This is a genomic window from Thermomonas sp., assembly GCF_035369645.1.
Lineage (GTDB): Bacteria > Pseudomonadota > Gammaproteobacteria > Xanthomonadales > Xanthomonadaceae > Thermomonas.
In genome coordinates this window covers 1-14,121 of record NZ_DAOOUM010000012.1, presented here as the reverse complement: position 1 = coordinate 14,121, position 14,121 = coordinate 1, and the positions used below count along the sequence as shown (strand labels likewise).

14 protein-coding genes are annotated in these 14,121 nt (G+C 59.2%); 10 read left to right on the top strand and 4 right to left on the bottom strand.

The genetic code is table 11. The annotated features are described in order from the left end of the window. Positions 1–107: 107 nt before the first annotated feature. The gene (locus PK789_RS03765) at positions 108–1,007 is read left to right on the top strand and encodes a restriction endonuclease (RefSeq protein ID WP_324307121.1); all 900 of its coding nucleotides are present in this window, start codon (positions 108–110) and stop codon (positions 1,005–1,007) included. A gap of 103 nt (positions 1,008–1,110) precedes the next feature. On the opposite strand, the gene PK789_RS03760 is transcribed toward PK789_RS03765, so the two are convergent. Next, on the bottom strand, positions 1,111–3,099 hold the full coding sequence (locus PK789_RS03760) for an SDR family oxidoreductase (RefSeq protein WP_324307120.1): 1,989 nt from the start codon (positions 3,097–3,099) through the stop codon (positions 1,111–1,113). A gap of 149 nt (positions 3,100–3,248) precedes the next feature. Here PK789_RS03760 and PK789_RS03755 point away from each other — a divergent pair, with 149 nt between their 5' ends. The 3 genes from PK789_RS03755 to PK789_RS03745 all read left to right on the top strand — a co-directional run bounded on the left by PK789_RS03755 (position 3,249) and on the right by PK789_RS03745 (position 5,314). Beyond that, entirely contained in the window at positions 3,249–3,506 is a 258-nt protein-coding gene (locus PK789_RS03755) for an acyl-CoA-binding protein (RefSeq protein ID WP_324307119.1), read from the top strand. A 14-nt stretch (positions 3,507–3,520) separates the two neighbouring features. Further along, positions 3,521–4,147 (top strand): TetR/AcrR family transcriptional regulator, encoded by a 627-nt coding sequence (locus PK789_RS03750; protein WP_324307118.1) that lies wholly within the window; start codon positions 3,521–3,523, stop codon positions 4,145–4,147. Positions 4,148–4,450: 303 nt separating this feature from the next. After that, positions 4,451–5,314 carry a tetratricopeptide repeat protein gene (locus PK789_RS03745; RefSeq protein ID WP_324307117.1) on the top strand — a complete coding sequence of 288 codons (864 nt, stop codon included), beginning with the start codon at positions 4,451–4,453 and terminating at the stop codon, positions 5,312–5,314. A 28-nt stretch (positions 5,315–5,342) separates the two neighbouring features. Here PK789_RS03745 and PK789_RS03740 read toward each other — a convergent pair whose 3' ends face one another. After that, a complete protein-coding gene (locus PK789_RS03740; protein WP_324307116.1) occupies positions 5,343–6,464 on the bottom strand; it encodes an MraY family glycosyltransferase in 1,122 nt (373 codons plus the stop codon). Positions 6,465–6,636: 172 nt separating this feature from the next. Here PK789_RS03740 and PK789_RS03735 point away from each other — a divergent pair, with 172 nt between their 5' ends. Genes PK789_RS03735 through PK789_RS03710 form a run of 6 tightly spaced genes read left to right on the top strand, consistent with a single transcriptional unit; the run spans position 6,637 to position 12,145 of the window. Continuing rightward, entirely contained in the window at positions 6,637–9,261 is a 2,625-nt protein-coding gene (locus tag PK789_RS03735; RefSeq protein WP_324307115.1) for an autotransporter outer membrane beta-barrel domain-containing protein, read from the top strand. A 21-nt stretch (positions 9,262–9,282) separates the two neighbouring features. Next, positions 9,283–9,462: a hypothetical protein gene (locus tag PK789_RS03730; RefSeq protein WP_324307113.1), complete on the top strand. Its 180-nt coding sequence runs from the start codon at positions 9,283–9,285 to the stop codon at positions 9,460–9,462. Between the two features lie 46 nt (positions 9,463–9,508). Then, positions 9,509–9,952, top strand: coding sequence for a S24/S26 family peptidase (locus PK789_RS03725; protein ID WP_324307112.1), 444 nt, complete (start codon positions 9,509–9,511; stop codon positions 9,950–9,952). 53 nt (positions 9,953–10,005) lie between these two features. After that, positions 10,006–10,764: a hypothetical protein gene (locus PK789_RS03720; RefSeq protein WP_324307111.1), complete on the top strand. Its 759-nt coding sequence runs from the start codon at positions 10,006–10,008 to the stop codon at positions 10,762–10,764. 8 nt (positions 10,765–10,772) lie between these two features. Next, positions 10,773–11,066, top strand: a complete 294-nt coding sequence (locus tag PK789_RS03715; RefSeq protein WP_324307110.1) for a PqqD family protein — start codon at positions 10,773–10,775, stop codon at positions 11,064–11,066. Beyond that, the gene (locus tag PK789_RS03710) at positions 11,063–12,145 is read left to right on the top strand and encodes a radical SAM/SPASM domain-containing protein (protein WP_324307109.1); all 1,083 of its coding nucleotides are present in this window, start codon (positions 11,063–11,065) and stop codon (positions 12,143–12,145) included. The genes PK789_RS03715 and PK789_RS03710 overlap by 4 nt, the downstream gene beginning before the upstream one ends. A 29-nt stretch (positions 12,146–12,174) precedes the next feature. On the opposite strand, the gene crcB is transcribed toward PK789_RS03710, so the two are convergent. After that, the gene (gene crcB / locus PK789_RS03705; RefSeq protein ID WP_324307108.1) at positions 12,175–12,573 is read right to left on the bottom strand and encodes a fluoride efflux transporter CrcB; all 399 of its coding nucleotides are present in this window, start codon (positions 12,571–12,573) and stop codon (positions 12,175–12,177) included. Beyond that, on the bottom strand, positions 12,570–13,850 hold the full coding sequence (locus tag PK789_RS03700; RefSeq protein WP_503011887.1) for a replication-associated recombination protein A: 1,281 nt from the start codon (positions 13,848–13,850) through the stop codon (positions 12,570–12,572). Before PK789_RS03700 ends, crcB begins: the two co-directional genes overlap by 4 nt. Positions 13,851–14,121 lie beyond the last annotated feature (271 nt).

Here is a 14,121-nt window from a genome sequence, read left to right as displayed (position 1 = left end):
CGGCACTACCTACTTTTATGATCGCAGCCCTGATTGCCCTCTTCGTATTCGCTCTATCGGGCTTTGGCCTAAGCTTCTGGCTTAAGCAAAAGCAGAAGTCTCAGCCTGTGGGTGAATCCGCCACCCGGGGTGCCGAGCAACTTGCCCAACTCCGCTGGCGCGACTTCACCAAGCTGGTGCTACAGGCCATGCACGGGCGCGGTTATCGGCCCGTGATCGAAACAGGCACGCCTGCTGATGGCATCCCTACCGATGGCAGTGACATCTTGCTGGAGCGCGGCGACGAGCGCGCCCTGTTGTCGTGCAAATATGGCACTGGCTCTATCGTCAGCGCGCAATCGCTGCTGGGCTTGTCCAAATCAGCCAGCCTGCGGGGTGCCGTCAATGTCATCGTGGTGACGCCCGGCAAATTTGACGATGAGGCCGAACGTATCGCTGTGCCGCAGCATATTGAGCTGATCGATGGTGGCGAGCTGTGGCCGGAAGTTCGCCCGTACGTAGCACGCCCACAAGATGCCACGCCAATAGCGCCGGCACCACAAGCGAATGCTGCGCTGATGGCATGGGGCGGTGCTGCACTGATTGCTGCCGTGGTGTGGTTTATTGCCCAAGGCTTGCAACCGGCCACCGAAGCCCCTTCCGAGCCAACGCCCGCGGTCGCCACCGCGATAGCAGCCTCACCCTCAACACCCGCCAAGACCAGCGCGCCCAACGCCAAGCCAGCCGTTGCCCGAAGCAGCGAGCCCTACCCCACCGATCCCGCCGTGATCGAACGGCATCGCCGTGAAGCCGCCAACGCCATCTCTACTTTGTTTGGCGTCGATCGCGCGTTGTGGTCCACCCAGTCCACTTTGATGGTGTATCTCAACTCCGAGCAATCTGACCCCATCAATGAGCTGTGCCCGTTGCTGGAGCGCTACCCTGAGCTGGCTTCATCGCGTGTGCAGCTGCAACCACCGCCCGGCAGCACCAAAGCAGTACGCTTCAAGCAGTGCCGCACGTATTGACCGGCGCCAGCAATCCCGCCTGATCGGTTAAATCATCCGCACATCGACCAAACAAAAAGCCAACCCGCTCAGGTTGGCTTTTTGATTTAGCAGCAGGCCACGCTTACCAGTGCACCCCGCGCATCAGCGCGGCAAACGCGATTTGCTCCTGGCTGGGGGTTTCATCGCGCAAGGCCTTTTTGTCACCCTTGGCCGCCGCAGAATCAGGGAACAGCTCGAATGCGGTATTCATCACCACCTCATAGGCCTTGGGGGCCACCGCATTGATCAGCGCACTGAAGATGCCCAAGCGCGTGGCAATCCGGCTGGGCTTTTCGATAATGCCCTTGACCACCAAATCCGCCGCCTCGTCGGGTGATAACGTCGGCACGCTGTCGTACATCTTGGTGGGCGCAATCATCGGCGTCTTCACCAGCGGCATATTGATGGTGGTGAAGCTGATCCCCTTGCCCGACAACTCGCCCTGCGCGCAGCGGCTGAAGGCATCCAACGCCGCCTTGGATGCCACATACGCCGAGAACCGTGGCGAGTTGGCCAGCACCCCAATCGAGCTGATATTGATGATGTGGCCGCGTCGGCGCTCCACCATCGTCGGCATGAAACCCATGATCAGACGGATGCTGCCAAAGTAATTCAACTGCATGGTACGTTCAAAATCGTGGAAGCGGTCGTAGCTGGCCTCGATCGAGCGCCGAATCGAACGCCCGGCATTGTTGACCAGCACATCCACATGCCCGTGCTCGCTGAGGATAGTGGCCACCAAACGGTCGCAGCTGGCCAAGTCGGCCAAATCTGCGGTGTAAGCAAACACCTTGCCGCCGGCCTTTTTCATCGCATCACGCGCCTTGAACAATTCTTCCTCGCCGCGCGCCACGATAATGGTGGTGGCGCCGGCTTCGGCCACCCGTTGCGCGGTGGACAAGCCAATCCCCGACGACCCCCCGGTAATCACCACCACCTTGCCCTTGACCTTGCCCTTCAGGCTGCGGTCGATGAACAAGTCGGGGTCAAGATGGCGCTCCCAGTAATCCCATAGCCGCCATGCGTAATCGTCCAGGCGCGGCACCGCAATCCCGCTGCCTTTCAGCGCGCGCTCGGTTTCGCGGTTGTCAAAACGGGTGGGATAGGTGATGAACTTCAACGTCTCTTTGGGGATCCGGAAATCGCGCAGCAACATGCCGATAAAGCGCCGCACCGGCGGCAAACCACCCACCGCCATGCGCACACTGCCCGGCAAGAACGCGAACATTCGCGCGTCGATGCGCATGGTCATTTCTGGCGCATGCCCGGCCCGTGCAAACGTGTTCAGCACCTCGCCCACCCGCATCGGGTCAGGGTCGGTCAGGTGGAAACAATGGCCGTCGAGCTTGGGCTTATGCGCGATGTGATCCATCGCATCGGCCACAAAATCCACCGGCACGATATTGATGCGCCCGCCTTCGATCCCCAAGGTTGGCATCCACGGTGGCAGCATTTCGCGCAGTTTTTTGAGAAAGGTGAAGAAGTAGTACGGGCCATCGATCTTGTCGATATAACCCGTCTTGGAATGCCCCACCACCATGCCCGGGCGGTAGATCCGCCACTTGCTGCGTTTTTCTGCGCGCACCAACCCTTCGGAATCGTGCTTGGTGCGCAGATACGGGTCATCCAGGCCTTCGGCTTCCTCGAACATATCCTCGCGGAACACGCCTTGATACAACCCGGCAGCAGCAATCGAGCTGGCGTGATGGAAGCACTTCACCTTGAGTGCAGCGGCAAGGTCCAATGCGTGCTGGGTGCCATCCACATTCGCGGCCTGCTGACTCTCGGCGCTGGCAGTGACATCGTAAATCGCCGCCAGATGGAAAAAATGCTGCACCTTGCCGGCCAGTGCACGCAGTTGCACCGCGCTGACCCCGCAGTTGGCTGCGGTCATATCACCAGCCACCGCCAGCACCCGCTTAGGATCCCAGCCGCGCGCTTTTGCCATGGCATCAAACTTTTTCATCGACGCCTTGCGCACCAGCACATGCACCGTGCCCTTGCGCTTGAGCAAGTTATCGATCAGGTACTGGCCGATAAACCCGGTACCACCGGTGACGAAATAGCTCATTGCGCGTCTCCCTGTCAGACAAATGATCGGCCGCGTGCGTGCCGTTGTCGCCTACGTTGCCAGAGCTTTGCGTACTTCACAATTCCCCTGCGTATTGACCCATGCAAGTGTGCGTGGTGATATGCACATATCAATCAAGGGGAACCCTCATGGCCGATCTGCAAGCCCTGTTCGAGCAAGCCGCCAAGGATGTGCACGCGCTGACCGAGCGCCCCGACAACGACACCCTGCTACGCTTGTATGCGCTGTACAAGCAAGGCGCGGAAGGCGATGTCAGCGGTGCCAAGCCGGGCTTCTTCGATTTTGTCGGCACCGCCAAATACGAGGCGTGGGCCAAGCTCAAGGGCACGGCACAAGACGCGGCCATGCAAAAGTACGTCGATTTGGTCAAGCAACTCGGCAGCTGAGCGAGCACGCACGCATGGCCCGCCAAACTCGCCAGCGCATCTTGGAAACATCGCTCACGATGTTCAACGCGCAAGGTGAGCCCAATGTCACCACCAACCACATCGCCGATGAGCTGGAAATCAGCCCTGGCAATCTGTACTACCACTTCCGCAACAAAGACGACATCATCGAGCAATTGTTTGCCGGCTACGAAGCGCGCATGGACACCGCACTGGTGGCACCCGAAGGCCGGCTACCGGGGTTGGAAGACATCTGGCTGCAACTGCATTTGGTGTTTGAGTGCATCTGGGACTATCGCTTTTTGTACCGTGATCTGGTCGATATCCTCAGCCGTAATCGCCGCCTACGATTGCGGTTTGCGCGAATTTTGAAGCGCGCCGACGAACAGGCCCACACGGTAATGCGCGGCTTGGTGCAGGCCGGGGTGATGCGTGCCTCGGCCGATGAAGTGAATGCCGCCGCCACCAATATTTTGGTGATCGCCACGTTCTGGATGAACTACGCCGCCGCACGTGGCGACAAGGACGAACGCGCGTCGATCCGTGACGGCATTGTGCAAGTGATGATGCTGGTGGCACCGTTCCTACGCGATGCCGAGCGCGTCCACCTCAACACGCTGACTCGCGCCTACATCACCTGATCTCCGTGGCGGCGGCCTTGCGCAGCCGCGCCAACACCCCCAGGCAAGCCAGCCACAGATGCCGTGGTGTGATGTCTAGCCCAAGCTTGGGCGCGTGCGCAGCAGCAGAAAAGTGCAGCTTCGGCATGATCGACCCTCTTGGGTGAAGATACGGCAGCACAGCCTGCCCATGCCGCGTCGAGCAAACACACTATCGCCCCCTTGCCAGAATCCCATCACCGCAGGATGCTGCAACTTGCATCCCCTGCAACCCATCTTCAATCGCACCCAATTATCATCACCCACACCACGAGGGCAGCACGTATGGCCAGCAAAAAAAACGCCGCATCTTCCTGGGCCGCCTTTCCCCACGATGCCAACGCCTATGCCTACGCCGGTGATGCGCTGAAAAAAGCCTGGCCAAAATTGCATGCCGGCGACTGCGAGCCCTTTCCGGACACCAAGCACGCGGCCCACTTGCTCAAGGCCGCAGGCAAGGCCGCCCCCAAACTGGATGCCGATGCACTGGCAGATGCCTTACAGGAGGCGTGGCGCGCGTTTCATAGCGGCAACTTTAAGACTGCGTTCGATGCCGGCAGCGCTCTGGGCGCGGTGGGGGCATCCGTTGCGGTGAAGGCATTGGGTATCCACGCCACTTATCTGGTGGGTGACGATGACGAAAAACTCAAACGCTACGAACACGCCGCCAGCCTGGCCGAAGCCGCCATCAAAGCCCTTCCCGACGAAGCCAACAGTCACTATCGCCACGCCTTTGCGTTGGGTCGCTACAGCCAAGGCCTGTCGATCACCAAAGCCTTGAAAATGGGCATCGCCGGCAAAGTGCGCAGCGCACTGGACACCACCTTGGCGCTAGCTCCCAAGCACGCCGAAGCGCATACCGCACTGGCCGTGTATCACGCCGAGATCATCAATAAAATCGGCGCAATGATCGGTGGCTTGACCTATGGTGCCAAGGCAAGCGCGGCAGACAAACACATCAAAGAAGCCCTCAAGCTAACCCCGGCCTCGCCCATTGCTCATCTGGAACACGGCAATGTGCTGTTGCTGTTGGACGAAGCTCGCAACGAAGACGCCGCCGCCAGTGCCTATGAAAAGGCCGGCAAATGCAAGCCACTGGATGCCATGGAAGCATTAGATGCAGCACACGCGCGGGGCTTGATCGAGTAACGTGGCGGCCGATTTGGTGCGAACAGGTTTAGCGGCCGGTCTCGTTTCCGTCCGGCTGCAAAGCCTCACGCCGTCCCACCCGCCCACGCGTGCGCAAACGGTGTAATAACGCCACCGCACGCGGACGGTCGTAGCTCAACCCATACCACGCCATGCACAGCACAAAAAAGCCCAACAGCAGTACGGGGTACGGCACTTTGTGGGTTCGTATCAACAATGCGACTGACATCCCACAAATAAAACTGAACCACGTCAAATGCACCGCCGCCCGGGTGGGGCCAAAACCCGCGTCTTGCAAAATGTGGTGGATGTGATCACGCCCAGCCGCAAACGGCGAGCGCCCCTCACGCAGGCGGCGCACGCTGACCACCAGGCAATCCATAATCGGTACTGGCAGCAACCATAGCGCCAGCACCGGGTTGACCGGGTGTCCGGGGTTTTGGGTCAGCCGAAAACTCACCCAAGCAATGATCAGCCCCAGCAAGGCGCTGCCGGCATTCCCCAAAAATACCTTGGCGCGTGGACGCCACGGCAGGCGCATGTTCCAAGCCAAAAACGCGGCCAAGGCACCACACAGCACCGACAGGCGACTGGCCAACACGATGTTGCCGGCATACACGGACGCCGCCAGCAGCATGACCAATGCAGCCAGACCCAGCAACCCCGCCTGGCCATCCGCCCCATCGATCATATTCATGGCATTGATAATGCCAATCGTGGCAAACACCGTGAACGGAACCGACAGCCAGCCCAAGGGCAACGATTCCAACCCAAATGCGGGCCCCAATTGTTCCACCCGCACGCCACCCCAAAAAATAATGATCAATGCAGCAAATGCCTGAATCAGGATGCGCGTGTACCAACGCATATCCCGCATATCGTCATACACACCCATCGCCACCACCACACCGGCAGCAGCCAAAAAAGCCTGCGTACTGGGTGTACTGGTTTGACTCCAGACAAACGCAACCGCACACCCAATGAAAATAGCGACTCCCCCGGTCACCGGGGTTGGATTGGCATGATCCTTGCGTCCATACGGGTGATCTAACAAGTTCAAGCGCCGCGCCAATGGCTGCAATACCCATAAGACCAAGGTTGTGACTAGCAACGACATGACCCCAGAAACGAAGTCCAGTCCATACAGCATGTTAATCACCTTCACCCACGACCTTTCAGCCTGACAAGACCCGCAGTTTACCAAGCAAATGTCGAACTATTACCCCGACGTCGACACACTGACAATTTGCGTCACATGCACAGTTTGACGGCCACTTTGTGACCGAGTTATCCTTATTTTACCTATCAGGGGGTTAAACAGAATGTTCAAAACACGCACTCAGCGCACTGCATTGGTCATTGCCACCAGTCTTTTTGCTACCGCTGCCGCCACGGCCCAAGCCGGCGAAACACCCATCGGTGCCCCGCAAGACTGGAGCAACCGCGCGGTCATCTATCGCAATGCCAAGACCCCGGATGAGTTGCTCACTGCCGGGCGCAGTGCCGACATGAACCGCCTCTATCGCAACCCTCGCTATGTGGCCGCCGTGCTGCAACGGGTAGAACGTGAAGGCCACCGTGCCGTATTGCCCACCGCCCTCACCGATGCGTTGGCCGCCGTGCGTAATACCCACGAAGACCGCCACAAGCCTAGGCCCAAGCCCGGCAATGACCCCAGCGCCATTCAGCGTGACTGGAGCGCCAGCATCGGCAGCTTTGCCAGCGGCAAAGTGGGCATGTTCCCGGCCAAGTACAATTTTGATGTCACCGCCGCGCCCAGCTGCGCCAATGACTTCGTGGTGTATGGCACCAATGCCCCCTCCGCCGGCACCCAGCCCAGCATCGTTGCCTTCAACCAGCTGTATCAAGGCGCCTGCAAAGGCACTTGGAATAACAATGGTGCCATCAAAGCCCCCAATGTCATGTGGTCCTACACCACGGGCACAGGCTTTATCACTGAAACCTCGCCCGTGCTGTCCTACTTAGACGGCGGCAAGCAGGTCGCCTTTGTCCAGCGCAACACCAGCAACGGCAGCCTGCAACTGGTCTTGCTGAAGTGGCAAGCCGGCCAAGGCAGCGTTGCCACGCCCGCCACGCCCACCTTGTCACCCTCGGCTGCGGCGTATCGCGCCTGTGCATCTAACTGCTACTTCGTGATCCCGTTCAGCGGCACCAGCAATAACGACAACGTGCCCACCTATTCCTCGCCCTATGTCGATTACGAGGCCGATAACCTGTGGGTGGGGGATGGCAATGGCAACTTGCACAAGTTCCGCCAAGTGTTCCAAGGTAATCCAGCCGAAGTGACCACCGGCGGCTTCCCCGCCGTGGTGGAAGCGGGTATGGATCTATCGCCTCCCGTGTCCACCGGCACCGATGTGTATGTGGGCAGCCAAAGCGGCAGTGGCACCGTGGGCGGCAAGCTGCACCGCGTCAACGCCAGCAATGGCAGCGTAGCCAGCAGCACCAAGCTGGCCGTGGCAGACTCCACCGGCATCCGCGAATCGGTGATCATAGATGCCGGCACCAACAGCGTGTTCGCGTTCTTGTTCAATGACGGCACCACCGGCGATGGCACCTATTGTCAGCCAACCGACCCAGGCGTAGGCAACTTTGATGCCTGCCGTACCATCGTGCGGTTTGCCACCGGCTTTGCCAATGGGGCATCCCCCTTGCAACGCACCTATGTCGGCCGTGGCAACAGCCGCGTCAGCGCCCTGTATGCCGGTGCGTTTGACGATGCGTATTACAGCAGTGCCAATGGTACCGGTGCGATGTATATCGTGGGTGGAAAGCCGGGCACCACCTATGAGCCATCACTATGGAAGGTACCGCTGACGGCGGGGGTGATGGGCAACCCCATCCAAGGCGCGCAAGTGGGCAACAACGTGACCGCCTGCACATCGCAGCCCAATTGCAGCAACAGCATCTTGGACATCTCCCCGGTGACCTATGCCAGAAACCCGAACACCCTGCTGGAATACATCTATTTCAGTGAATTCCGCGATGCCACCGCCAGCGGCTGCACCGGGGCGTGTGTGTATATGTACCCCCTTAACACCTTTGTACCGGGGACACCTGCCAGCAACGCCACTTGGACATTTGCTATTTCCAACAACAATGGCAACGGCATTCCAAGCAATGAAACTGGCACCTTCACGGTGAACGGTACCGTACTCACAGCGAATACGGACTTTAGTACGACAGGGAACCGCGACGAGGATCGCACTGCACTGGTCACTAAGATCAATTCCATTTCTGGCTATCAGGCCCAAGCGACGGCTACTGCTGGCGAATTTACGGTCACCAGAATGGCTACTGGCGGTATCGGTGCAGCAAATGTTACTGAGAACATGAACCGAATTAGCAATTCTGCATTTACCGATGGCAGTGCAGGCACCCCCGACTCCAGCACCCCCATCGCTTGGGGTACGGGCAACACCCCCGGCGCGTCCTTGGCGGTGACCGGTGGCACCGGCGGTATTGTGTATGACAATATGCGCCCGGCCGCCGATCTGGGCAGCTCGCAGGTCTATTTCACTCAGCTGGACACCGCCGTGCTCAAGCGCTGGACCATGACCTTTGCAGGTGCCGCCGACCAGAGTTCTGGCACCTTCACCGTCAATGGGGTGACCTTTACCGGCAACGCTGCCGCCACCAGCTGCACCAGTACCGGCGGCAACTTCTACATGGGTGGGAATGCTTTAAGTGATGCGGTTGAACTGCGCGCCTGCTTGCTGGCGGCCAAAGTACCGGGCTTCTTCATTGCCGGCGAAGGCAACGGCACAGACGGCACCGTGGTCATTACCTATGCCCAGAAGGGCAACCCTTCCGATACACTGGTAACCGAAGCTATTGCCGGAACGGGTAATGTCATCACCATCACCCAAGGCACCGCCTCCACCCAAGGTAATGCGATTCAAGCCACCCAGAACGGCTTGAACTGACCCCACCACCGTCGAGACAACATGATGCCCACCCCTCAAGCACACGCCCCGCAGGATCAATCACCGCAGACTGACGGCGGCAAGCGCCCCTACCAGAAGCCGGCGTTCCGCAGCGAGACCATTTTTGAAACCATGGCCTTGGCCTGCGGCAAGATCGCCATCACCCAGAACGCCTGCCGGCAGCAGCGCAAAGCGTCTTGACCTTGAACACAGGCGGCTACCCTTCCGGTAGCCGCCTTTCAGCTGGATGTATCCCCATATCACAGACATCAAGAGCAGCCTGCAGCAACACGGCAAGCTGCATTTACGTTGTTATGGCAGCAGCATGCTGCCCGCCATTTTGCCGGGTGACGAATTAAGTTTTTTGCCCGTGCGCAGCAGTACTGGGCTTGCAATCGGCAACATCGTTGTTCTGCATCGTGAGCGGCGCGTCTTTGTTCATCGCTTGGTGTCACGCACCGCGACCGGCTGGATCACCCGCGGCGACAGTCTGCAACAAGATGATCCCCCACTTTTCGATGCAGATATCCTTGGCGTGCTGGTTGCCCAGTTCCGCAATGGCAACCCTATCCCTTTGCGACCATTGCAGCAAACCCGTTGGGCCAAACTGACCCGCTGGCTGGCTGCACGCAGCAGTCTGATGCGTAAAGCCATACTGCATTGGCCCAATTTTTGCCTAAGACTTTCATGACGATCATTTCATCTCACGCGGTTGACGTTGGCATCGGCGATTTATGGGTCCGCTTGCACACCACATCGGCAGAATTTGCCGCCACCATGGCCGCGCGCTTCGCCGGCTTCATGGGTCAGGTTGAAACCCCGGATTACGAATTCACCATCACACTGGTGCCCCCCGCCCCAGAAGAACGCCAAGAGGACGATGTCCAAGTTTGGAGGGAAGGATCGCTGTGGCGGATGACGCGCAACGATTTCACCGCAAGCTGGGATCCGGTGGCACGCCGTGGCCAAGCCGAGATGTTGCTCAGCCCCTATTCGCTGGATTCTTTACTGCGGATTGTCCACACCGTCATGCTGGCGCAAGAAGGCAGCATGTTGATGCATGCATCCAGCGCCATTCGGAACGGACGCGCCTATGTGTTTACCGGTGTTTCCGGCGCTGGCAAGACCACCATTTCCCGCCTGGCACCCACCGATGTGCACTTGCTGACCGATGAGATGTCCTTCATCCGCCGCACGTCCTCTGGCTATCATGCTTATGGCACGCCCTTTGCAGGGGAGTTGGCGCGCCCAGGCGAGAATATCCACGCCCCACTTGCTGGCATCTTTTTGCTTGCGCAGGGCCCCGAAAACCGGATTGACACACTCACGCCACAAGAAGCCGTGCGTGGTTTAATGGGCAATATTCTGTTTTTTGCCAAAGACCCGCAGCTTTCGGCCGCCGTATTCGATGCCGCGATTGCCTTGGCAAATGCTGTACCAGTGCAACGCTTGACCTTCCTGCCCGATCAACGGGTATGGGATCTGATTGGGAACACACAATGACCAGCCCGATGTACATTCTCCGCAGCCCCAATATCGCCGCCAGAAGAATTGGGGGGGAGTTGATGCTGATGGCCAGTAGCAACGCATCGCTTTACAGCCTCAATGACACAGCGGCTTTGCTGTGGGATGCCGCCGACGGCAATACCCCGCTGGATGTCATCGTTGGCACGCTGTGCGCACAATTTGATGTCAGTCAGGATGTGGCATACACCGATGCCTGCGAAGTGGTGGAACAGCTGGCCGCCAACGGCATTCTGCAGCTTTCCCATGCGCCTTTCCAAACTGAGGGCTCCACGTCATGAATCTGATGCAGGGGATGAGCGAACGGGCATTGGAACAAGGGATTCCGATGCGGGTGCATCTGGATCTGACTTATCGCTGCAACGAACGCTGCGTCCACTGCTATCTGGATCATGAAGATCATGGCGAGATGACCACCGCCGAAATTCTGGATCTACTGGATCAACTTGCTGCTGCCGGTACGTTTTTCCTCAGCATCAGTGGCGGCGAGATCTTTATGCGGCAGGATCTGTTCCAGATTCTGGAATATGCTAGAGACCTGCGCTTTTCGGTGCAACTGAAAACCAATGCGGTGATGATCCGTGCCGCCAAAGCCAAGCGGCTGGCCCAACTGGGTCTGGATCAAGTGCAAATCAGCCTGTATTCGCACATCCCAGAAACCCACGACGCCATCACCCTGCTCCCGGGCTCGCACGCACGCACGCTGGAAGGTGCACGGCTATTGATCGAACACGGCGTCAAGGTGCGCTTTGCCTGCGTCTTGATGTCCCATAATGCGGACGATTATCACGGCGTGCGTGCGTTGGCGCAGACCATGGGCGCAGCCTTCAGCATGGATGCCACTATCACCCCGATGATGGATGGTGACCGCTCCATCTTGTCCTTGAATGTGAACCAAGACCGATTGGCCGAGGTATTTCGTGACCAAAGCCTTTTGGGCGAAGAAGCCGAAGCCATGACCACGGCCCCCATGGCGCCGGCATCCAAAGAAGATGCGCAGCTAAGCCTGCCCTGTAGTGCTGGGCATACTGCCTGCTATGTTTCGCCATATGGCGAGGTATTCCCTTGCGTGCAATTCCCCTATTTGACTGGAAATATTCGCAAGCAACGCTTCGTTGACATTTGGCAGCACTCCCCACAATTGCAGGAAGTGCGGGCAATCCGAGTCTCGGATCTGGAAGGCTGTTCGTCCTGCATCCACAGCTCCAACTGCACGCGCTGCCCCGGGTTGGCGTATCTAGAAGGCAATATGCGCGGGCCGTCGATTCAAGATTGCGAAAAATCTTATGCCCGTACCGGGGTGGCCTCGTACAACCTGCAAAAGAAAAAGCTGCGCACCATTCCGATGGCGGTGCTGTAATCGCTAACGGCTGCCGCCAACAGTCCGCGTCAAAATGGCGCGCGAATCCCTGCTGCGGTCTTGGTGCCCAGCCACACCAGCAACAAGCCCAACATCAAGGTTGCGCCCAGATACAGCAGTGCCATCGTGCTGCGCGGGCCGCGGGCCAGTAGCAAGACTTCCAGCATCAACGACGAATACGTGGTCAGCCCACCCAGCACACCCACGATCAAGAATGCCCGCCAATACAAGGTATGCGGGCCGCGGCCTTCCAGCCAGACGGCCAGAAAGCCAATGGCGAACGAGCCGATCAAATTGGCCGCCAAGGTCCCCCACGGGATGCCCTCACCCAACCGTCGCAGCAGTGCGCCACCTAGCCAATAGCGGCCACCTGCGCCCAGCGCGCCACCGCACATTACCAAGACCAATTGCTGCCACCACAGGCTCATGCGTTTCCTTTGTTTGTGCGCGCTTGCTGACGTGCGGCACGCAATCCATCAAGTTTTTCTTTCAATTTGATTTCCAACCCACGCGGCACCGGCTGGTAATACACACGCTCGCCCATTGCATCGGGAAAGCCGGTTTGCGCCAGCGCCACACCACCGGCAACATCGTGGTCGTATTGATAGCCCTTGCCGTAGTCCAGCGACTTCATCAACTGGGTCGGCGCATTGCGAATATGCAGGGGCACTTCTTGCGTGCCGTACTCGCGCACATCGGCGCATGCCGCCTTCCACGCGGTGTAGGCGGCATTGGACTTGGCGGTGCTTGCCAAATAAATCGTGAGTTGCGCTAGCGCCAGCTCACCTTCTGGGCTGCCCAGGCGGTCAAAGGTTTCCCACGCATCGATGGCCATTTGCAATGCACGCGGGTCGGCCAGCCCGATGTCTTCCACCGCCATTCGCGTCAATCTGCGCGCCAGGTACGCGGGGTCGCAGCCGCCATCCAACATCCGCGCCAACCAATACACCGCCGCATCGGGATTGGAGCTACGCACGGTTTTGTGGAGGGCAGAAACCTGGTCGTAGAACTGCTCGCCGCCTTTATCAAACCGGCGGGTGCGGTCGGCCAACACTTGATGCAGGGTTTCAACGCCAATCTGCCCCCCCTCGCCTTGGGCGATATCGGCGGCAATTTCCAGCAAGGTCAGTGCACGCCGCACATCGCCATCGGCGGCCACCGCAATTTCATGCACGGCGGTATCGGCAATCACCAGCCCACGTCCACCCAAGCCGTGTTCACTATCGGCCAGTGCATGCCCCAACGCGATGCCGATATCATCGGCCGACACCGCCTCCAGCACGTGTACCCGACAGCGCGACAACAGCGCCGAGTTGAGTTCAAACGAGGGGTTCTCGGTGGTTGCGCCCACAAATACAATCGTGCCGCGCTCGATATGCGGCAAAAAAGCATCCTGTTGTACCTTGTTGAAGCGGTGCACCTCATCGACAAACAATAATGTGCGCTGCCCGGCATCAAACCGTGTTTGCGCCGCCGCCAATACGTCGCGCACATGCGGCAGGCCCGCCAGCACCGCCGAAATCGCCACGAATTCTGCTTGCGCGTGCTGCGCCAGCAGTAACGCCAAGGTGGTCTTGCCGCAACCTGGCGGCCCCCACAGGATCATCGAATGCACATGCCCGGCTTCAATCCCCCGCCGCAGTGCGCTGCCTTCGGCCAGCAGCCGACGCTGCCCCACCATCTGACCGAGCTGACGCGGGCGCATGCGTTCAGCCAATGGCTGCAGCAGCGCTTGCGTCGCAGTGTCGGCTTGCGCCTGCGCGTGCAGTAAATCAGCAGCAGGGGTGTGGGTGCGTTTCACCGGAGAATTGTAAAGCTCAACCGTCGCAACGACTGCGATCCGTGATAGTCCAACCGCACAGCCGCGGCAATGAACGGCCTGCGAACCAATGGTTCGCAAGCAGGCCAAGAGCCCCGGCCCCGTCTATTCGACGGGGCAATGAACGGCCTGCGAACCAATGGTTCGCAGGCAGGCC